We start from the raw sequence: 20,115 nt of genomic DNA on the forward strand, positions 1-20,115 counted from the left end.
TGGGGCCGGCGGGCCGCACGGTCGCGGCCTGACGCCGCTGTGCGCCAGCGGCCCCGCACAGTTCTACCGCGGCCTGACGCCGCTGTGCGCCCGGTGGCTCGGCTTCGGCCGCCGGTGTTCAGGACTTCTTGCCGCCGGTTTTCGATGTGTTCTTGTCCTTGGTTTTGGCCTTGGCCTTGGTCTTCTTCTCGGCCTTCGGCTCTGAGCCGCCGGCCTTCGACGCGGGCGCCGCCGTCGCGGCCGCCTTTGACGCGGCAGCCTTCGGTGCGGACCCGGCGGCCGTGACGAGCCGACCGGGCGGTGAGGCCGGCGGGCGTGTGACAGCCGGCCCCGTGGCGGGTGCCGATGGCGCGGCCGGCGCCGACCGGCAGCCGATCCCGCGGGACGCGGCGAACGAAGGCGCTGTGGCGCAGCTGCCCGGCGGAGGGCCGGCGGCAGCCGGCGACGGAGTGCGGGCGTCGCCGCCGTCCCACGTCACCAGACCGGCGACGGCCAGAACACAGGCGGCGCCGGCCGCGGCGAGAACGCGGCGATCGCCGATGACGCGGGCCGCGCCCGCCGTGGCCACCGTCGTGGCCCGGTCGCGAAGCCGTGGGAGCACCGTGCTCGTCTCCGCCGAAGCCGCCGCCTCCCGCAACATCATCGCCGGGGGAAGCCCGGCGATCCGGCCGAGCACCTCGGCGACCTCCGCGGCGCTGGGGCGTTCCTCCGGCGCCTTCGCCAGACAGCGCGGGACCAGACGGGACACCTCGGACGGCAACCCCGGCACCGGCGGCAGCGGAGCCGGCTCGGTGTAATAGTGCGCCCGGAGCTGCTGTGTCACGGTGGAGGTCCGCCACGGCATCCGCCCGGCCAGGCTCAGATAGAGCAGCAGACCGAGCGCGTACACGTCGGTCGCGGGGCGTACCGGGCCGCCGTCGATGCGTTCCGGCGCCAGGTAAGCCGGTGTCCCCAGCAGTTGGCCGTCCGCGCCGTCCATCTCGCCGACGGCGGCAGAGATGCCGAAGTCGACCAGCTTCACCCCGGACGAGCTCACCATCACGTTGCCCGGTTTGACGTCCCGGTGCACGACACCGCGGGCATGGGCCGCGGCGAGGGCCGCCGCCACCTGGGCGCAGATCAGGACGGCCAGCCGCCATGGGATGCGATTGCCGCTGAGCAGATCCGCCAGCGTGCGACCGTCGACGAGTTCCATCACCACATAGGGCAGAGCCTTGCCGTGGTACGCCGCCTCGCCGTAGTCGTACACCTCGACGACCATCGAGTGCCGCAGGCCGGCTGCCGCACGCGCCTCCGCGAGGATCCGGTGCGTCACCTCCGGATCGGTCGCCAGCCGCGGCGAGAGCACCTTGACGGCCACCTCCCGGCCCAGCACGTCGTCGTCGGCACGCCACACCACGGACATGCCACCCTGGCCCAGGCGGTCACGAAGCCGATACCGCCCACCGATCAGTAAACCGCTCTCCACGACGTGTTGCGATGCCCGCAAACAGCACGGTCCAACCCGCGCGGAGCCGACCGGGACGGTGAACCGGGTCCCAGGCCCCAGCCACCTGCCGCAGATGCGGACAGACAGTGCGTTTCGCTTCTCTTCGGACTGTCGCGCCGTGGGGCGTCACCCGAGGATCGTCCGCGCAGCGGTGGATCTGCCGGGCTCGCTCTCAGTGCTGTCTCCCGCTGCTTGAGACAGCCATCCGAGTCCTTGCGACGCCCGTGCCGTGCGTGAAGTCGGCCGCTGGGCGCGGTTGGCATAACGCTTTCGATCACGGTGTGAGCTGCGGTGATGGCCGCCTTGCGAGACAGCAGTGACGACCAGCCGGAAGTAACCCGGTGCCCGGCTTGCCCGCAGGCCGGCAGAAAGTCCCGTCACCCCGCCGGTCCGGCCACGCTGATCATGGGGACGCTGTGCAGGCGGGCTGGCACCACATCATCACAGTGGTGTTCTCGCGATGAGGGACCGCGCGCTCAGCGATTCCTGATCCGTACAACCCATCGCTTCGGTGTGCCCTCCGGGTACGACGCAGAGAGGACGGAGAGTTGATGGGCCGGCTGCGCTCATAGCCACCTCCCGGAGGTGCGCTCGTCGTCGATGCCGGCAGTTCGGGCCGGCCTGCATGTAGCGGCGACGAGCCGTACCCGTACGTCATGGAATCGGGCAGCCCTCCTGCGCGCCACGCGATCGTGGACAACGCGAGCGGCGACGGGAGGCCGCAATCGAGGAGGATCGTCATGACGCCTACCGAAACGTCGTTTTACCATCGCCCCATGAAGATCATGGTAGATGACCTGCGGGGACCTGAGATCCAGGCATTCCTCCAGGAGCACGTCGATGAAATGCGCGCGGTCGGTCCTCCCGAGAGCAAGCACGCCCTCGACCTGGACGGTCTGCGCCGCAACTGGCGCCAGGTGGACGGAAGGTCGCGATCCTCCGCCCACCGATACGCCGTCAGATGCTCTCGAACCGGTTGCTGTCGTCGGCCACCAGCGTGGCCAGGTATTCCTGCGCGGTGACCGACCGTGACAGCGACGCGGACTGCCCGGCCCAGAGGTTGACATATCGCGAGTCGTTGTGAGCTGCGGCGGCTCGACGCAGGGGCTGCATCAGTGCGTTGTGCACCGGATACTCGGGCACGTTCGCCTCTTCCGCCGCGAGTTCCCGGATCAGCGGGTTGATGATCGCTCGTGCGTGGCGGCCGGAGAACAGTCGGGTGAGCACGGTGATCCGGGCGTCGGGACCGGTGAGTGCAGCCTTGTGGATCGGGCTCGCCCCCGACTGGGTCGTGGCCAGGAAGCCGGTTCCGATCTGTACGCCCGCGGCGCCGAGCGCGAGCGCCGCCGTCACACCGCGACGGTCGGCGATCCCACCGGCCGCGACCACAGGGATGCGGACGGCGTCGACGACCTGCGGAACGAGCGAGAACGTTCCCACCAGCGACTCGGCGACCGGCCGCAGGAAGGCACCCCGATGCCCGCCGGCGTCGCTGCCGGAGGCGACCACGACGTCGAGTCCCGCGGCCTCCACGGCCACTGCCTCGTCGACGGTGGTGGCGGTGCCGATCGTCACGATGCCTCGGCGTCGGGCCTCGGTCACCACGTCGGCGGACGGCACGCCCATGACGAAACTGATCACCGGTGGCTGCGCTGCCAGCAGAGCGTCCATCTGATCGTCGAAGACCGGCGGCGTGGTGTACGAGGTCGGCGCCGACACGCCGAGGCGCTCGTAGAGCGGCCGGAGCCGTTCGAAGTCCGCGGGTGCCGGGCGCAGGCCTGCCTCATAAGGGTGCGGTACCCACAGGTTCACGTTGAACGGCCGGTCCCGGGGCACCGCCGACTTGAGGTCGGCAACGAGCGCCGTGATCGCATCGGGGTCCAGATGGTGCGCGCCGAACGAGCCGAGGCCGCCGGCGCCGCTGACCGCGGCGACGAGTGCGACGCTCGACAAGCCACCGCCGAACGGGCCCTGGATGATCGGAACATCGATTCCCAGCAGTTCGGTCAGCCGGGCGCTCATGCCGCACCGACCAGGCGGCCATGGCGCAGTTCGACCGCGACCCGGGCGACCCTGCGGCCGAGGTGCTCGGCGGTGCGCAGGTCGGCCGTCCCCGGCGCGTCATCCGGGCCGGCATCGGAGGGCGCCTGTGCCATCGCGCCGAGGAACCCGCCCAAGCGATTGAGATCCTCCACATCACCGACGGTGGAATAGAGCCACCCGGGCGGCAGCCCGAGGGAAACCCAATGCATGCCGTGCTGGGCGGCGAACACCGCCAGCGACGACAGGGTGTTCAGTTTGTCGCCGTTGACACCGGCGGACGTGGTGAACCCTGCAGCGATCTTGTCGCGCCAACCCTGCTGCGCCCAGACCGACCCGCTGGCCTCGGCGAAGGCCTGGAAGACGGCAGACTGGCTGCCCATGTATGTGGGGGTGCCGAAGATGATCGCTTCGGCGTCGGTGAGGGCCTGCCACAGCACATCGTCCAGTGCGGAGATGTCGTGCAGGGCAGCGGTGACACCGGGAACCGATGCCGCGCCGGAGGCGACGGCCCGAGCTTGGCGTGCGGTATGGCCGTAGCCGCTGTGGTACGCGATGACGACACTGATGGACATGTCGTCCTCCTTCCAAGAGATGATGAAAGGACCGTAGACGACCGGTCAACTAAAAGATAGTTGACCGCTCGTATACTCGCCCCATGGGCCGAACCAGTACCGCTCGTGACCGGCTGCGCGACAGCGCCTGTGAGCTGCTGCACACTCGTGGCTACGCCGCCGTCGGGGTGGCCGAGATCTGCGTGCGCGCTGATGTCCGCAAGGGCAGCTTCTACCACTTCTTCGAGTCCAAGCAGGCATTGACCATCGAGGTCATCGACACCCACTGGCAGGCGCAGCGGACAGGGTGGCGCGAGCTGCTCACCGGGCCGGAACCGGCCTTGGAACGCCTTCAGCGCCTCATCGCCTGGCTCGTCGAGACACAACGGCAGGGGTGGCAGGAGACCGGCCGGGTCGACGGATGCCTGCTCGGCAATCTGGCGATCGAATTGAGCAACCAGGAGGCCGCCGTTCAGCAACGCCTCACCGCCGCCTTCGCCGAACAGGCCGAACTCGTCCACGCCGCACTGGCCGATGGGGTGCGGGACGGCAGCGTCGCGCCCGGATACGCCGACCGGGCCACCGCGCGGGCCGTGGTCGCGCAGATCGAGGGTGCCGTGCTGCTGGCGAAACTCGCCGGCGGCGTGGGCTCGCTCGACGATCTGTGGCCGCACGTCCGACGACTCGTAACTGTCGATCCACCAACAGATGAATCAACCGGCAGCTGAGCCCGGCTACCCCCGGCGGACATTCGCTCGCTCGGCTCATTCTTGCGTGATGACACTGCGCTACCGGCATGTCGATGCGGTGATCACCGATCCGACGCTCCACGTTCGTCGCCGATCTCCTGGAGTCCGATGGCGAGCCGGTGGGTGAACGCGAGATCGGGAAGTTCCCGGCCAACTACCTCGTCGTCGTCCATGGCGATGCCGCCACGGAATCCGCCGCCGCGGAACGTCTCCCGCAGATAACCGACGAACCAATCGCCGAACTGGTCCACCTCGTTACCGACCATTCCGAAGATCCGGAGCGAATCCGGGACCAGATCGCCGCCCAGCTGCCGGACGGTGGCGTCGCCCTCCAGCTCGCCTTCGTCGTCGGGTCTCGCCGCGCGTGGCCGGACCTCTGGAAGGCCACGATCGACTCCCTCGGTTTCCTCCTCGGCCGCGACGCCGGAGCCGGGCAGTGGAACGTCCGCGACGGTCGGATGACCGACCTCGGGCCGCACTGTGTCGTCGACTCGAACGCCCGCAGTCGCGTCGTCGTCGCCATGCGGGCAGGCGCGGTCACCTCGCCGGCATGGCCGGAGACTTCGGCGGCGGCATGGGCCACGACTCCGCGGATGGGAATGGTTCGGCGATGACGAGGCCGGGTTGTTCCCCGCGATCACGCCGCCGTGGACGGAGGAGCACTGGTCAACACGGGTATGGCCGAGGCATTCCGAAACCACCGATCACCACCGGATCGCCACGTCCCACACCGGGGGAAGATGAGGGGGGCAGAACTGGGACAAAAGAATGGCCGTTAGCTGCATTCCTGCAGGTCACGACCATTTTCAGGAAGTGCGCCCGAAGGGGCTCGAACTCCTGACCTCCTGATCTGTAATGGTCGGGCCGGTGAGCCGGACGTGCTGGTTCTATCGGTGGGCGTCGATCAGAGATGCCAGGGTGGCGATGAGATGTGCCGAATCTGACCGGTTGATCACGGTCTAGCAGTAGCATCGGGACACCTGGAAGCGGCGATGGTGGTCGATATGGATCTGCGGTGGTGGTCGATCGAGGTTCTCGACGGGACGCGTTCCTCTGCGGCCCGCTGGCGGGAGTCTCACCAGGAGACGCTGGTCTCGGCAGTCATCGCGTTCGGCGCTCGCGACTGGGACTGGCGGCTGTTCCGCTGGGGAGTCCTGTTCGAGACAGCGTTTGCCGACGAGTCGGGATGGGCCTCCTTCCGTGAGCTGCCGGCCGTTCGGGCCGCACTGGACGCGGTGCCCGATCCGGTCAACGGCCTGCTGATCTATCCAGGCAGGGGCGGCAGTGCGGGCAGCCTCCAGCCCCGCCGGCCCCGCCCCGTCACCGGAGCGGGCGCCGCCGAGATCCCTCGCGAGCCGGTGCGGACCCGCGTCACCCTGGCGGTGGCCGAGCCCGTGCCCACGGCAGGCGGTGTCACCGCCTAGCCGCTACCAGACCCCCGCCCCGCCCTACGTCCCCGGCCGCCCGCGGCCGGGGACGTCCTTTTCCGCCGGATGGCGATCCCGGACTTCCGTCCGGCGGCGAGCGCCGGACTTCCGTCAAGTGGCGAGCCCGGACCCTCCGTCAAGTGGCGAGTCCGGATCGGAAGGCGAAGACGACGAGCTGGGCGCGGTCACGGGCGCCCAGCTTCACCATGGCACGGCTCACGTGGGTGCGTGCCGTCGCCGGGCTCACCGCCAGCCGGGCGGCGATCTCATGGTTGGTCAGGCCGTCGGCGGCCAGGGTCGCCTCCAGACCGTCGATGCCGGGCATCCGGACGTCCATCAGCACGACGTCCGGTCGTACCCGCTCGGTGATCTCGACGGCGGCCAGCCCGTCCGCCGCCTCGCCGGCGACCCGGAAGTCGTCCTCGCTGGTCAACAGGGTGCGCAGGCCCAGCCGTACCAGATCCTGGTCGTCGGCGAGCAGAACCGAGATCATGCCGGGACCGTCCCGGCGACCGGAAGCCACGCGTCGACGATGAATCGGGCGCCCGGCGCGGGTCCGGCGGTGACGCGGCCGCCGAGAGCGGCGACGCGCTCGCGCATGCCGGCCAGCCCGGTGCCGCCGGCGGACGGCGTCACCTCCACGAAGGTGCTGGTCGCCCTGATCCGCAGGGCGCCCGGTTCGGTCGCCAGCACGATGTCGGCCTCCTTCGGGTACGCGTGTTTGAGCACGTTGGTCAGCGACTCCTGCACCGTCCGGTAGGCGGCCAGCGCGGACTCCGGCGGCACCGCTGCGGGCGTCCCGTCGGTCCGCACCCGGATCCGCAGCCCGGCCGAGCGCATCCGCTGGTAGAGGGCGTCGAGGTCGGCGATGCCCGGGGTGGAGGCCTGTGACGCGGCCGCCGAACGGAGCATCCCCAGCGTGGTCCGCAGCTCGTCGAGGGCGTGGGCGCTGGTGCCGCTGATCGCCTCCAGTGACGGGCGGGCCACCTCCGGCTGCTTCGCCAGCACGTGCAGGGCGATGTCGGCCTGCATCTTGATCGCGGCGAGGCCGTGACCGACGATGTCGTGCACCTCCTGGGCCATCCGCAGCCGTTCCTCCTGGGCGGCGCGTTCGACGGCTTCGTGCCGCTCCCGGGCCCTCGATTCGAGGCGGAGGGCGAGCATGCTGCCGATCGCGAACGGCACCACCACCCAGCCGGACGCCGGGAAGATCGCCAGGAGGTCGCCCGGATCGGCGCCGTCGCCGAGGTCGTGCAGGGCCAGGACCGGGACCGCCAGGCCCGCCGCCAGGACGGCGGGCCGCCAGGCGACGTGCCGGCCGACGGTGTACGCGGCGACGGCGAACGGGAGGTTGATCGGGCCGAACGGGTAGCCGATCAGCATGTAGGCGAGTGTCACGACGGTGACGGCTGCCAGCACCGCCCGGGGCGCCGCCCGCCGCCAGGACAGCACGAGCGCGTTCGCGGCGGCCAGCGCGTAGGCGGGCGGGCCGAGCGGGGTGGCCCGCGGCATGTACGGCCCGGCCCAGTGCAGCCAGGCCAGCATCAGCGCGCAGAGGAGGAGCGCGCTCAGCGCGTCACGGCCGCGGGGCATGCGTCCACTCTGGCCCATCCGGCGGCCCGCTTCGTACGCCCGGGAGCGTAGTTGGGATATGCATTATTCGACACTACTGACGGTTCTCAGTGCGTCACCCTGCGGTGAAGACTGACCGGGACCGGAAGGAGGCACTCATGGGCAACAGAGCGGTTGTCTATCAGGGGCCTGGACGCGTCGAGGTCCGTGACATCGACTACCCCGGCTACGAGATGAGGGACGGGCCCGGCGTCAACAAGATGAACGTCGGCCGCCGCACCCCGCACGGCGCGATCCTGAAAACCGTCGTCAGCAACATCTGCGGCAGCGACCAGCACATGGTCCGCGGGCGCACGACCGCCCCGGAAGGGCTGGTGCTCGGCCACGAGATCACCGGCGAGGTGATCGACGTCGGACCGGACGTCGAATACGTGCGGGTCGGCGACATCGTGTCGGTGCCGTTCAACATCTCCTGTGGCAGATGCCGCAACTGCAAGGAACGCAAGACCGGCGTCTGCCTCAACGTCAACCCCGACCGGCCCGGATCGGCGTACGGCTACGTCGACATGGGCGGCTGGGTCGGCGGGCAGGCGGAGTACGTGATGGTCCCGTACGCCGACTGGAACCTGCTCCGCTTCCCCGACCGCGACCAGGCCCTCGAGAAGATCCTCGACCTCGCCATGCTGAGCGACATCTTCCCGACCGGCTACCACGGTTGTGTGAGCGCGGGCGTGACCACCGGCTCCACCGTCTACATCGCCGGCGCCGGACCGGTCGGGCTGGCCGCCGCCACCTCGGCGTTCCTCCTCGGCGCCGCCGTCGTCATCGTCGGCGACCTCAACGACGAACGGCTCGCCCAGGCCCGCAGCTTCGGGTGCGAGACGATCAACGTGGCCCACGGCGACCCGGCCGAACAGGTCCAGCAGATCCTGGGGCGCGCGGCTCCCGCGATCGGGCAGCCGCTCGTCGACTCGGCCGTCGACGCGGTCGGGTTCGAGGCCCGCGGGCACGGCCGGGACTCCGGCACCGAGATGCCGGCGACCGTGCTGAACTCGCTGATGGACGTGACCCGGGCCGGCGGCGCGATCGGCGTCCCCGGCCTGTACGTCACCGGCGACCCCGGCGGCGTCGACGAGGCGGCGAAGGTCGGCGCGCTGTCGCTGCGCCTCGGCCTCGGCTGGGCGAAGTCACACTCGTTCGTCACCGGTCAGTGCCCGGTGATGAAATACAACCATCAGCTGATGATGGCGATCCTGTACGACCGGGTGCACATCGCCCGCAACGTCAACGCCACGGCGATCGCCCTGGACGAGGCCCCGCGCGGCTACCAGGAGTTCGACCAGGGCACGGCCCGCAAGTACGTGCTGGACCCGCACGGCTACGTCCGCCGCTGATTCGTGTGTGGAGTTCGGCCATGTGACGAGCCCGAACTCCACACACTCGGTGATGAGTCGACCCGAAACCCGAACCCCTGCTCCGGTACGACCTACCGGCGGTGGGGTGGCCGACCAGGGTGCCCTCGGTGACGATCAAGCCGATGCCGCCTTCCGCGCGCCGCCGGTAGTAGACGGCGACCTCGGGTGTGGGCACCCCGCCGGGGGAGCGGAACCGGGTCATCGGCGCCATCACGAACCGGTTCGGCAGGGCCAGTCCGGCCAGGGTGAACGGCGTGGAGAGATCGAGGGCGGTGGTTGTCGTCGTCATGCGGAGACGCTAAGACTTGACACTGGTGTCAAGTGCAAGGGATGTGAGCGGGGCGACATGCGGTCCGGCCGTCGGTGAGGACGCCGCGGCCGGCGGTGCGGGCGAGGGTGATCCGGTCGATCTCGGTGTACGGCTTCCCGGTGCCGGGGAGGGCGTCGGCCAGCGTGCGGATCGTCATGGTCGTCGTCTTCCCGGGTTCGGCGGGTTTCACGTCGACGGCGATGAAGGCGTACGCGTCGTAGCGGACCTGCGACCAGTCCACCGCCTCCGGCACCCGGGTCCCGTTGAGCTGCCCGCCCTTGCCGCGTTTCGCCGGCGTGGCCTTCCAGACGTAACTGTTGGCCACGGTCTCGGTGGTGTTCTCCGGCTTCTTCGGGCGGTAGCCGCGATACCGTTCGCCTTCGGCGAGGGCCTGCGCCCCGGCCGGTTTCACGCCGTGCGGTGCGGGCGCCTCGGGTCCGGGCGCCGGCCGGAACGGGTAGCGCGGCCGTCCACCGGATCCGGCGCAGATGTAGGTGACCCCGTCCTCGGCCGGCCGGATCGTCGACCCGTCCGGCGCGGACCGGGTCTTCTTGCCGAACCGGATCGGGTCGGTGCGTTCGAACTGGTGGTTGTGCCCCTGCACGGCCAGGTCGACGCGGTACCGGGAGAACAGCGGGTCGAGCGCGTCGCGTACCCCGCCGTCGGAGGCATGGTTGTGCGACGTCGCGTACGCGCAGTGGTGGAAGAACGCCACGATGAAGTCGACGGCCGTCCCGGACCGCCACTGCTTCAGCGCCGATTCCACCCACCGCACCTGGGCGCCGCGCGAGTACCCGGTGTTGGTCTGCAGCTCGGCCGACAGCTCGTTGGCGTCGATCGAGATGAAGCCGACGTTGGCGTACGTGAACCGGTAGACCGACGGGCAGCCGGACGGCCCGTTGGCGGGCATGTCGAGTCTGGTCACATGGCCGCCGTACCCGTGTGTCCCGTGGATGGGTTCCATGTCGTGGTTGCCGGTGGCGAACATCCACGGCGTGTACGCGGCCTGCGGTTCGATCTGGTTGAGGAAGACGTCCCAGACGTACGGGTTGAACAGGCTCGTCCCCGGCGGCGCGGTGCGGGACATGGCCATGGTGTCGTCGGCGGGCAGGCCGGAGCCGGACGGGTTGGCGTAGCAGATGTCCCCGGCGAGCAGCGTGAACACCGGTTTCTGCGTGCCCATGAGGCCGGTCTGGGTGACGGCCGGCCACGGGTCGGTCCCGGTGGCCCCGGCGACCGGGTCGGTGCCGAGGTAGGAGTTGTTGTCGAACACCCCGGCCGGCCACTTCCCGCCGTCGCGGAGCACGGCGGCGGGCTGCTGATGCCAGGAGTGTTTCGGGTCGGTGGGCGCGGTGTGCGTGCCGACGTCGGCGAACGCGGTGAAGGTGAACGGCCCGGCGACGGCGGCGGCGGGCGCGGCGGTGAAGTGGGCGTCGCCGGTGACGGTGCCGTCGGACAGCCGGATCCGGTAGTGGTGCACGGCGCCCGGTGTCAGGTCGCCGAGCACCGCCTTGACGTAGAACTGGCTGCACACCGGCCCGCCGGCGATGGCGTCGGAGCCGCTCAGGTGCCGGATCTCCGCGTCGTGCCGGGTGCCGTACTCGCCGGGCGCCCGGCCCACCTCGACGACCGCGCGCAGATTCTTCGGCAGGGCGCCGGTGCTGCTGACCAGTTGGGCGGTGACGGCCATCGCGGCGCGGAGCCCGCCGTCGCCGCCGGGCAGGAACGACAGGTGCCGCCCGGAGATCACCACCCCGGCCCGGCCGGGCTTGCCTCCGGCGGCGGCGAACGCGGCCCCGGCGAGCCGGAACTGCGCGTACGCCAGCCCGCCGGCGCCCGCGGTCACCGCCTGCAACGCCGTGCGGCGGCTGATCCGGTGCCGGTTCAGCAGGTGCGTGTTCCGCTCGGCGTACTCGTCAACGGTGATCGGTCCCATGAAGAGCAAAATACGGCAATTTCACCGGTACGGAGGGAATCGTCCTGACATCGTCTCGGCCGTGGGCGTACCCGCGAGCTTCTCGAAGGCGAGCGGATCGCTCACCACCCGCCAGGTGTGGAAGTCCTGCCGCCCCGCCGCGAACGCGGCCTTGTACCGGAACAGCGAGTCGTCCGCCCCGCCCACCCCGCCGCCGATGTGGTGGACCAGGTGCCCGCGCTCCCGCCCCCACAGCCGTACCTCGTGGTAGAGCAGCTTGTCCGCCCACCAGATCTGCCCGTCCCGGGTGGACTGCAGATGCGTCTGCATGATCCCGCGATAGGCGAAGAACAGGTTCCCGCCCAGCATCTCGCCGTCCCGGACCGCCGCCGCCAGGTGCAGGTGCTCCCCGACCGCCGCCCGCAGCCGCCGGAAGTGCTCCAGGTCGAAGAAGTAGAAGCCGGTCGCCCCGACCCGCCGCATCGTCGCGTGATAGGTGCCCACCCACTCCTCGAGCCGGTCCCAGTCGTCGAAGACGATCTCCACCCCGGCCCGCCGCGCCTTGTTGATCTGGTTGCGGTGGGTGCGGCCGGTGTCACGCCACAACTCGTCCGGGGTGAGGGTGAGGTCGGCCGACACCGTCTCGCCGTGCCGCACCACGGTCCCGGCCTCCGCCAGGGCCGGGGTGGCGACCGGCAGCAGCGGGTGCAGCCGGGCGAACACGGTGACCACGTCGTGGGTGCACAGCAGCGCCGCCATGTGCCGGACCGCCCGCGTCCAGAACCCGGTGTCGGTGGGCGGGACGTCGCTGACCGGCCCGGGGTAGCCGTACGGGGAGACCGCGTCCCGTAACCCGGTTCCCGGGATCGGCCGCAGCACCAGGGGCAACAGGAACACCTGGCCCATCTCGTCGTACCGGAACGCGACCGGCTCACCTTCGGAGAGGTGGGCGTCGAGGGTCACGTACCCGGGAAGGTGGTAGACGTCGTGGTGGACGCGCCGTAACGCGTCCGCCCACGCCGGGTCGCCGGGTTCGAGCAGGGCGCCTTCGGCCATCGGTCATCCCTTTCACTGTTCGGTTGTCATGCCGCGTCGAGGATCGCCTGTCCCGTCGTCACGGGCCCCGGCGTGTCGGCGCGGCGCCGGGCCCGGCTCCACCGGCGGGCGCTCAGCGTCCATCGCAGCAGCCGGCGGGGTACCGGGCTCTGCGTCGCCATGTGCAGCAGGTAGCGCCAGGCCGGGTATTCGCCGCGCCGGTTCGACAGGGCGTAGGAGAAACGACGGGCCGGCAGGTGGGCGTACTCCGGCATCCGCTCGAACCAGGCGCTGCTCGCCCGCGCCGCCCGTTGCAGCGGCGCCAGGGCCGCCTTGCGGCGATGCTCGTAACGTTCCAGGGCCACCGGCAGATCGTCACCCGAGGCGACGGCGTCCGCCAGGGCCATCGCGTCCTGCATCGCCAGTTTGGTGCCCGAGCCGATCGCGAAGTGGGTGGTGTGCGCCGCGTCGCCCATCAGCACCACGTTGCCGTGGTCCCAGCGCTGCGCGGTCACCCGGCGGAAGTTCAGCCAGCCGGTGCCGCCGACCTCCGCGCGGTGGTCGATCAGCTCGGCGCCGTCCAGATGGGACTCGAAGATCTTCTGCAACCGGAGCGTGCCGGTGGCGGCGTCCAGCCTGTCGAACTCCAGCGCGGCCCACGTCTGCGGGGTGCACTCGACGATGAACGTGCTGGTCCGCTCGTCGAACGGGTAGGCGTGGAACCAGATCCAGCCGGCCGGGGTCTCCTCGAACCCGAAGGTGAACGTGTCGAACACCTTCGGCGTACCCAGCCAGATGTATCTGTTCCGGGCCACCTCCACCTCGGCGCCGAAGTGCCCGGCGTGCGCCTCACGGATCCGGCTGCCCACCCCGTCGCACGCCACCACCAGGTCCGACGGCGGCAGAGCGGCGAGGTCGTCCAGCTCCTCGCGGTACCTGATGGTCACGCCCAGCTCGACGGCCCGGGCGGCGAGGATCTCCAGGAGCTTGTGACGGCCCATGCTGAAGCCGTACCCGGCCAGGTGGGTGACGGGTTTGCCGGTGGCCCGGACCTCGTACTCGTCCCACTTGCAGGCGGCGTCCCAGATCCGCTCGGCGCTCACCGGGTCGTACCGGAACAGGTCGTCGAGCAGGTCGTCCCAGAACACCACGCCCCAGCCCCAGGTGACCCCGGCCGGGTTGCGCTCCAGCACGGTCACGTCGTGCGACGGGTCGGCGAGCTTGGCCAGCGTCGCGAAGTAGAGGCCGGCGGGACCGCCGCCGACACAGGTGATCCGCATGTCGGGGCTCCTATCGGTAGGCGGGGAAGGTGACGGTCAGATCGGCCGGGTCGGCCTCCGGCCGGCGGTCGCGGACCAGGCGGTCGTACGCGGCCGGGTCGGCGATCACCCGCCAGGTGTGGAACGGGTGCCGGCGGGGCGAGAACCCGGCCTTGTACGAGAACAGCGAGTCGTTCGCGCCGCCCTTGCCGCCGCCCAGGTGGAACACCTGGTCACCGCGGCTCTTGCACCAGCGGCGGACCTGGTCGTAGAGCAGCTCGTCGGCGTACCGCTTCGGCGCTCGCCGGGTCGACGAGACGTACCCGGTGGCGATCCCGTCGTACTCGAAGAACGTGTTCCCGCCGACCACCTCACCGTCCTCGCACGCCACCACCAGGTGCATCCGGTCGCCGACCGCGTCGTGCAGCGCGGCCAGGTGTTCCCGGGTGAAGAAGTAGTACGAGGTGGCGCCGACCCGCCGCATGTTGTCGTGGTAGACCTGCACCCACTCGCCGAGCCGGTCCCAGTCGTCGAACACGATCTCGGTCCCGGCGCGTTTCGCCCGGTTGATGTGGTTGCGGTGGTCGCTGCGGGTCTGCTTCCACATCTCGTCCTCGGAGACGGTCAGATCCATCGACACCGTCTCGCCGTGATGGACGAGCGCCCCGAAGTCCCGGAGCGCCGGGGCGGGCGCGGCCAACAGCGGGTGCATGCGGATGAAGGCGGACACCACACCGCCCGCGCGCAGCGTCTCCACCAGCGCCGCGCCTGCCGCGCGCCAGAACTCGGCGTCCTCCTCGGCGGCGTCGCTGACCGGGCCCGGGTAGCCGTACGGTGAGATCGCGTCCTGGAGATCCGTGCCCGGGATCTCCCGCAGGATGAGCGGGATCAGCAACCGCCGCCCCGCCCGCTCGTAATGGAACGCGGCCGGGGCGCCTCCGTAGAGCCGGGCGTCGAGGACGACGTAGTCCGGCACGTGGTACATGTCGTGACCGACGTGCCGGAGGGTCTCCTTCCACTCGCGTGCCGCCGGTTCCAGCAGCGAAGCCGTCATGTCGTACTTTCCCTTCCGAAGCCCTACGCGCGCAGGATGCGGGCGTTGAGCGCCATGTTCGCGGCGAACTGATCGTTCACCACCTGGTGTCTCTCCAGCCGCAGTTGCACGGCCGGGTCGTACCGGCCCAGCTTCACGAAGCCGTCGGACCACCAGCCGTTGTCACTGCCGGTGCCGTCGACGAACTTGCGGTAGGTGGTTCCGCCGGGCCAGACGACCTTGGTGAGCAGGGACCCGAACGCCGCCATGTCGGCCGCCGACCAGCCCTGGTCGCGGTCGTGGGCCTCCACCACGTACGTGACCACCCCGTTGCCGTGGCCCACGTCCTGCCCGGGCTGTTTCGCCGAACCCCACACGTCGTTCCAGAACCACGCGGTCGGCTCCGCCGGATTGCGCCGCAACTGGCCGCGCAACCGGGTGCTGATCTCGTCGGCGATCGCGGTGCAGCGGGCCCTGCGGGTCTGGTCGGCGCTGAGCTGGGCCAGGTTCATGGCGATCAGCGCCCAGTGCGCGGACATGTGGGTGCGCTCGCGGTGGATGTGGCTCTTCGGGCCGCGCGAGTACCACTTGTCGAAGACGTTCGCCTCGGCGAAACCGAGCAGCCGGGTGTAGCGGTCACGCAGCCCGGCGTCGGCGGTGTCCTTGATGGCGACCAGCAGGTTCGTGCCGTACCGCCACAGGTACGACTCGTACAGCGGGAACTCGTCGCCACCCCCGCCCACCTTGCTGGACGCCCAGCCCTGGTAGCCGTCCCGGAACGAGCTGCCGTTCAGCGACGCCGACGGCACGGCGGCGGCGACCACGTTCTCCAGGAAACCCAGCCCCCGATCCAGGAAGCGGCGCTGGCCGGTGGCCCGGTACATGGCCGTGCACGAGTCGACGTCATAGGCCAGGTCGTAGTGGTCGCGGGAGTCCTTCGAGCGGCTCAGCGGGGTGGCGTTGCGCTCGGTGTAGTCCCAGCTCCTCATGTAGACGCCGGTCCAGTGCTCGACCGTCTTGATCTTGACGGCGTCCTCCACGGCGGGCGGGGCCGCCGGGACCGGATCGCGCTCGGCGGGAACGTCGTCACCGGCCCGCACCAGGTGCAGACCTGCCGCCCCGGCCACCACCACCCCGCCGAGCCCCGCCGCCAGAATCGTCCGCCGCCTCATCGCGCCACCACCAGTTCCTTAGGGGTGGCCGGCACCTTCACCAGGGCCGCCGCGGCCGCCATCGCCGCAAAGATCCACGCCAGCCGGGAGTCGTAGTAGTCGCCGGAGAACAGGCTGCTCAGCGCCACGAAGACGGCTGCCGCCACGGCCAGGCCGGTGAGCTGCGGACGGGCGCCGCCGCCACGGACGATCCGGGTCCACAGCAGGATCGAGGCGGTGAGCAGCCCCAGCCCGGCCAGCCCGCCCTCGGCGGCGACCGCGAGCAGATAGTTGTGCGGATACTCGACCGCCTGGTTGACGCCGATCAGCCCGTAGAAGCCGTCCAGCCCGGAGCCGCCGATCGGATGGTCGGCGAACATGCGCAGGGCGGCCATCCAGATGTCGGTCCGCCCGGAGAGATATTGTTCCTGCACGGTCTGTTCAACGAACCGCTCCTGGAAGAGGTCGGTGAACTCGGGCGGGGCGAGCGCCCCGATCACCCCCACCGCGGCCACGGCCACCGTCACGGCCGCCGCGACCGCGCCGGCGCTCAGCCGGCGCCGCAGCTTCAGCAGCGCCGCGAAACCCACCACGCCACCGGCCACCAGCGTCCCGCGCGACCCGGACAGCACCGTGGCCAGCAGGAACAGCGGGATCACCAGCAGCGGCGATTTCCGGCCGGTCACCATGAACAGGGCGACCGCGCTGATCACCCCGAGCACCTCGACCCGGGCGAACACGTTCGGCCCGCCGCCGAACGCCGAGTAGCGGCCCTGCTCGCCCGGGCCGCTGACGAAGATGGCGGCCAGCGCGTAGACGATCGCCGCCACGAAGAACAGCTTGAAGGTGAACAGGATGACGGTGTCCGGGTCACCGAGCGTGTAGACGTAGGCCACCAGCAGCAGCACCCCGAGCAGCACCAGGTCCAGGGTCTGCGGGCCGGTCCGGGCAGCCGGCGGCGCCCACAGCGCCGAGGCGATCTGGAACAGGAAGAACAGCAGCGCCGCGACCAGCCAGCCCTCCGGCCGCCCGCCGAGCTCCCGCGGCCGGCGGCCCACCTCGACGGCCAGCAGCACCAGCGCGATCACCAGGCCGATCACCCGCAGGTCGACCCAGGCCAGGTCGAGCAGCCCGGCCCGGTCCAGGGTGTACCGGCCGCCGATCGCGACCAGGACGAGCACCAGGCCGGGCGCGAGGAAGGCGCGGTTCATCGGTCTCTCACGATCCGGGTGGCGACCATCGCGAAGACCAGGCAGGTGCCGTACCCGGCGAGCGAGCCGTACGCCGCGCCGAGGATGTTCATCTTCGGGATCAGCAGCACGTACGCCACGAAGCTCACCAGGAAACCGGTGATCTCGGCGGCCGACACCAGACCGCCGTGCCCCTTCGCGATCAGCAGGCCCAGGCTGACCCGGGACACCGCGTACAGGCCGGCTGCCACCACCAGCGGCACCACGATCACCTTGGCGTCGGCGTACTCGTGGCCGAACAGCGGCTCGATCAGCAGGTACAGCCCACCGGCCGCCAGCGGGACCACCACCAGCGCGTAGACCGCGACGGCCGTCACGATCGGCGCCGCCTTCAGCGTGCCGTCCCGGTGCGTGGCCCGCCACCGGCCCAGGCGCGAGTCGGCGTACGCCCGCACCGGCCAGGCCAGCAGCTCGGTCATGGTGGCCACCGAGGTGTAGTGGCCCAGCGCCGCCGTCGACGCCAGGGCCGGGATGACCAGGCGGTCCACCCGCAGCATCGCCATGTTCGACAGCGCGGCCGGGAACAGCGACAGACCCTCCCGGCGGACCAGGCGGTTCTGCGCCGGATCGAGCGGGACGCTACCCTCGGCGGGCGGCAGCCGCAGCCAGATCACCAGGTAGACGACGGTCGGGGCGGCCCCGGCGATCAGGTAGGCCAGGAACCAGACCTCCGGGTGGGCGGCGCCGGTGACGTACAGGCCGATCAGCATGGCCAGCAGCAGCAGCGCCTCCATCACCCGGGCCAGCAGGAAGTCCTTGACCCGGCCGACCGCGATGGCGATCGAGCGGGTGGCCAGGCCGGCCGCCTCGATCAGCGCGAACCAGGCCAGCATGGTCACGATCAGCGGGCCGGGGGTGAGCCGGGACGGCGCGGCGATCTGCCACAGCACCGCCCCGGCCAGGAAGATCAGGCACGGTACGGCGAGCAGGCGGGCGTACGCGCGGACGGCGGGCGCCGGGGCGACGTCGTGGTACGCGGCGACGAAGCTGCGCTCGGTGCCGAGCAGCAGCAGCTGGGTGGCCAGGTACACCACCTGGAGCAGCAGCGCGACCTCGCCCCGGTGGGTGGGGCTGAGCGACCGGACCATCAGGATGTTCGCGGCCATCGCCACACCGCCGGTCAGCACCTGCGAGGCGAGCAGCTGCACCGACGGTTCGCGCAGCACCTTCCCGGCCAGGGCGACCGGGCCGCCCCGCCGTGTGCCGGCCGCCCGCACCCGCAGTTCACTCACTGCGCTGTTGCTCCTCTTCCGGGGTGCCGGCGGTTTCCTTGTCGTCCTCCGCGGCGGGCGCCTCCCGCTGCGCCGGCACCTCGCGCTGCGCCTCCCGCTGCGCGGGCGCCTCGCGCTGCGCCTCCCGCTGCGCGGGCGCCTCGCGCTGCGCCTCGCGCTGCGCCGGCGCCTCTCCCTGGGCCTGCGCCTCCCGCTGCGCCGGAGCCGGAGAGGACTCCGGCGCGGTCTCGATCGCGGACGAGGTGACCACGCGGGCCCGTCCCCGGGCGGTGCCGACCGGCGGCAGCGACACGAACGTGTCGTCCATCCGGGGCGGCTGGTCACCGTTCATCCCGAAGATCAGGTCGGGGCTGTCGGCGCCGGTGACCTCGGCCTGCCCCTGCCAGGAGCCGTTCGTGGGCAGCTTGCGCGGCAGCGCGTTGAGCACCGCCCCGGCCAGCTTGGCGCCGGCCCGTTTCAGCACGTCGATCGACTTCTCCACGTCGGCCGTCCGGGTCCGCCCGGCCCGCACCACCAGCAGCGCGTTGTCGGTGACCTGGCCGAGCACCGACGCGTCGGCCACCCCGTGCAGGGCCGGCGCGTCGACGAGCACGATGTCGTAGCGTTCGGTCAGGGTCCGCACGGTCGCGCCGAGCCGCGGGGACGCCAGCAGCTCACCCGGATCGGGCGCGTGCTCCCCGGCGGGCAGCACGGTGACCCGGCCGCCGAGCGACTTCTGCAGCACGTCCGGCACCGTGGCGGTGCCGGCGAGCACCTCGGCCAGGCCGGGCGCGCTGTCCAGGGACAGGTAACGGCCCACCCCGGGGGTGCGCATGTTCGCGTCGACGAGCGCCACCCGCGCTCCCGTCTCGGCCATCGCTATCGCCAGCCCGCAGGTGACGGCGGTGGTGCCCTCCTTGCGGCCGGCGCCGGTGAGCAGCACCGACCGGCCGCGCCCGGGCACGCCGGTGCGGGCCTCGGCCAGCACCGGCATCAGGCTGCGCAGCTGGCGGAACGTCTCGGCCAGCGCCTGGTCGGGATGCCCGGTCCGGGACCGGCCACCGATCGAGATCACCCCGACCGCGTCCAGCCCGAGCCGCCGCAGGTCCTCCTCCTCGGTGACGGTCCGCGCCCCGGCCTCCCGGACGGCGACCGCCGCCGCGCCGATCAGCAGCCCCAGCACCGCGGCGAACCCGGTGTCGCGGCCCAGGTTGCCCGGCTCCTCGACGGTGACCGCGTCCTGCACGATGGAGACCGTCGGGGCGGGCCCGTCGTCCGGGTCCGCCGGGGCGCCGATCTGCCGGGCCAGGCCGACCAGCACCGACGCGGCGGTGGTGACGATCTGCCGGCTGCGGTCCGCGTCGGGGTCGGTGGCCGCGATCTCCAGCAGTTCGGTGCCCTCCCGGATCTGCGCGGACAGGCTCTTCTGCACCTCGGCGGGGGAGATCCCCGGCCCCATCCGATCCACCACGGCCTGCGCCACCCGCGGCCCGGTGAGCAGGGCGATGTACGAGTTGAGGCGCCGGGCCCCGGCGTCCGGATCCTGCGCGCCCGAGCTCACGAACAGGACCATCGACGACCGGTGACCCGGCGCTCCGGTGAGCGAGACGCCTCCCGCGATCCCGGCCGCCACCAGGACCGGCACCAGCAGCCAGAGCCATCGGCGGCGACAGGCCCGGACATAGGCACGCAGTTCCACGATTCC

At 71.2% G+C, this 20,115-nt stretch carries 18 protein-coding genes; 3 read left to right on the forward strand and 15 right to left on the reverse strand.

The window, feature by feature from the left end:
* Positions 1 to 118: 118 nt before the first annotated feature.
* The 3 genes from Aut01nite_RS14300 to Aut01nite_RS14310 form a co-directional block, all read right to left on the reverse strand.
* Positions 119 to 1,405: a serine/threonine-protein kinase gene (locus tag Aut01nite_RS14300; RefSeq protein ID WP_236642572.1), complete on the reverse strand. Its 1,287-nt coding sequence runs from the start codon at positions 1,403 to 1,405 to the stop codon at positions 119 to 121.
* A 1,041-nt stretch (positions 1,406 to 2,446) separates the two neighbouring features.
* Positions 2,447 to 3,511: an NAD(P)H-dependent flavin oxidoreductase gene (locus Aut01nite_RS14305; protein ID WP_043523393.1), complete on the reverse strand. Its 1,065-nt coding sequence runs from the start codon at positions 3,509 to 3,511 to the stop codon at positions 2,447 to 2,449.
* Positions 3,508 to 4,104 (reverse strand): flavodoxin family protein, encoded by a 597-nt coding sequence (locus Aut01nite_RS14310; protein ID WP_043523394.1) that lies wholly within the window; start codon positions 4,102 to 4,104, stop codon positions 3,508 to 3,510. Before Aut01nite_RS14310 ends, Aut01nite_RS14305 begins: the two co-directional genes overlap by 4 nt.
* Before the next feature lie 83 nt (positions 4,105 to 4,187).
* Between Aut01nite_RS14310 and Aut01nite_RS14315 the strand changes: the two genes are divergently transcribed.
* Positions 4,188 to 4,811 carry a TetR/AcrR family transcriptional regulator gene (locus Aut01nite_RS14315; protein WP_043523395.1) on the forward strand — a complete coding sequence of 208 codons (624 nt, stop codon included), beginning with the start codon at positions 4,188 to 4,190 and terminating at the stop codon, positions 4,809 to 4,811.
* A gap of 83 nt (positions 4,812 to 4,894) precedes the next feature.
* Here the strand turns inward: Aut01nite_RS14315 and Aut01nite_RS14320 are convergent, their stop codons facing one another.
* Entirely contained in the window at positions 4,895 to 5,311 is a 417-nt protein-coding gene (locus Aut01nite_RS14320) for a hypothetical protein (protein ID WP_043523396.1), read from the reverse strand.
* Between the two features lie 525 nt (positions 5,312 to 5,836).
* Between Aut01nite_RS14320 and Aut01nite_RS14325 the strand changes: the two genes are divergently transcribed.
* On the forward strand, positions 5,837 to 6,256 hold the full coding sequence (locus tag Aut01nite_RS14325; RefSeq protein ID WP_043523397.1) for a hypothetical protein: 420 nt from the start codon (positions 5,837 to 5,839) through the stop codon (positions 6,254 to 6,256).
* 139 nt (positions 6,257 to 6,395) lie between these two features.
* On the opposite strand, the gene Aut01nite_RS14330 is transcribed toward Aut01nite_RS14325, so the two are convergent.
* Together Aut01nite_RS14330 and Aut01nite_RS14335 are read right to left on the reverse strand one after the other, a co-directional pair.
* Entirely contained in the window at positions 6,396 to 6,752 is a 357-nt protein-coding gene (locus Aut01nite_RS14330; RefSeq protein ID WP_043523530.1) for a response regulator transcription factor, read from the reverse strand.
* The gene (locus Aut01nite_RS14335; protein ID WP_052163343.1) at positions 6,749 to 7,852 is read right to left on the reverse strand and encodes a sensor histidine kinase; all 1,104 of its coding nucleotides are present in this window, start codon (positions 7,850 to 7,852) and stop codon (positions 6,749 to 6,751) included. Before Aut01nite_RS14335 ends, Aut01nite_RS14330 begins: the two co-directional genes overlap by 4 nt.
* 137 nt (positions 7,853 to 7,989) lie before the next feature.
* Here Aut01nite_RS14335 and fdhA point away from each other — a divergent pair, with 137 nt between their 5' ends.
* The gene (fdhA, locus tag Aut01nite_RS14340) at positions 7,990 to 9,225 is read left to right on the forward strand and encodes a formaldehyde dehydrogenase, glutathione-independent (RefSeq protein ID WP_043523398.1); all 1,236 of its coding nucleotides are present in this window, start codon (positions 7,990 to 7,992) and stop codon (positions 9,223 to 9,225) included.
* On the opposite strand, the gene Aut01nite_RS14345 is transcribed toward fdhA, so the two are convergent.
* Genes Aut01nite_RS14345 through Aut01nite_RS14385 form a run of 9 tightly spaced genes read right to left on the reverse strand, consistent with a single transcriptional unit; the run spans position 9,116 to position 20,109 of the window.
* Positions 9,116 to 9,535 (reverse strand): oxidoreductase, encoded by a 420-nt coding sequence (locus tag Aut01nite_RS14345; protein WP_083998573.1) that lies wholly within the window; start codon positions 9,533 to 9,535, stop codon positions 9,116 to 9,118. The genes fdhA and Aut01nite_RS14345 overlap by 110 nt on opposite strands.
* 28 nt (positions 9,536 to 9,563) lie before the next feature.
* Entirely contained in the window at positions 9,564 to 11,492 is a 1,929-nt protein-coding gene (locus Aut01nite_RS14350) for a metallophosphoesterase (protein ID WP_052163381.1), read from the reverse strand.
* 21 nt (positions 11,493 to 11,513) lie between these two features.
* Entirely contained in the window at positions 11,514 to 12,527 is a 1,014-nt protein-coding gene (locus Aut01nite_RS14355; RefSeq protein ID WP_043523399.1) for a GNAT family N-acetyltransferase, read from the reverse strand.
* 26 nt (positions 12,528 to 12,553) lie between these two features.
* Entirely contained in the window at positions 12,554 to 13,786 is a 1,233-nt protein-coding gene (locus Aut01nite_RS14360; protein WP_043523400.1) for an FAD-dependent monooxygenase, read from the reverse strand.
* A 10-nt stretch (positions 13,787 to 13,796) separates the two neighbouring features.
* The gene (locus tag Aut01nite_RS14365) at positions 13,797 to 14,819 is read right to left on the reverse strand and encodes a GNAT family N-acetyltransferase (RefSeq protein WP_043523401.1); all 1,023 of its coding nucleotides are present in this window, start codon (positions 14,817 to 14,819) and stop codon (positions 13,797 to 13,799) included.
* A gap of 23 nt (positions 14,820 to 14,842) precedes the next feature.
* Positions 14,843 to 15,970, reverse strand: coding sequence for a hypothetical protein (locus Aut01nite_RS14370; protein ID WP_043523402.1), 1,128 nt, complete (start codon positions 15,968 to 15,970; stop codon positions 14,843 to 14,845).
* Entirely contained in the window at positions 15,967 to 17,160 is a 1,194-nt protein-coding gene (locus Aut01nite_RS14375; RefSeq protein ID WP_043523403.1) for an O-antigen ligase family protein, read from the reverse strand. Before Aut01nite_RS14375 ends, Aut01nite_RS14370 begins: the two co-directional genes overlap by 4 nt.
* Positions 17,157 to 18,431, reverse strand: coding sequence for a lipopolysaccharide biosynthesis protein (locus Aut01nite_RS14380; protein ID WP_043523404.1), 1,275 nt, complete (start codon positions 18,429 to 18,431; stop codon positions 17,157 to 17,159). The genes Aut01nite_RS14375 and Aut01nite_RS14380 overlap by 4 nt, the downstream gene beginning before the upstream one ends.
* Positions 18,424 to 20,109 carry a tyrosine-protein kinase domain-containing protein gene (locus tag Aut01nite_RS14385; RefSeq protein WP_063958727.1) on the reverse strand — a complete coding sequence of 562 codons (1,686 nt, stop codon included), beginning with the start codon at positions 20,107 to 20,109 and terminating at the stop codon, positions 18,424 to 18,426. Before Aut01nite_RS14385 ends, Aut01nite_RS14380 begins: the two co-directional genes overlap by 8 nt.
* Positions 20,110 to 20,115: the final 6 nt, after the last annotated feature.

This window comes from Actinoplanes utahensis, assembly GCF_016862455.1.
Taxonomy (GTDB): Bacteria; Actinomycetota; Actinomycetes; order Mycobacteriales; family Micromonosporaceae; genus Actinoplanes; species Actinoplanes utahensis.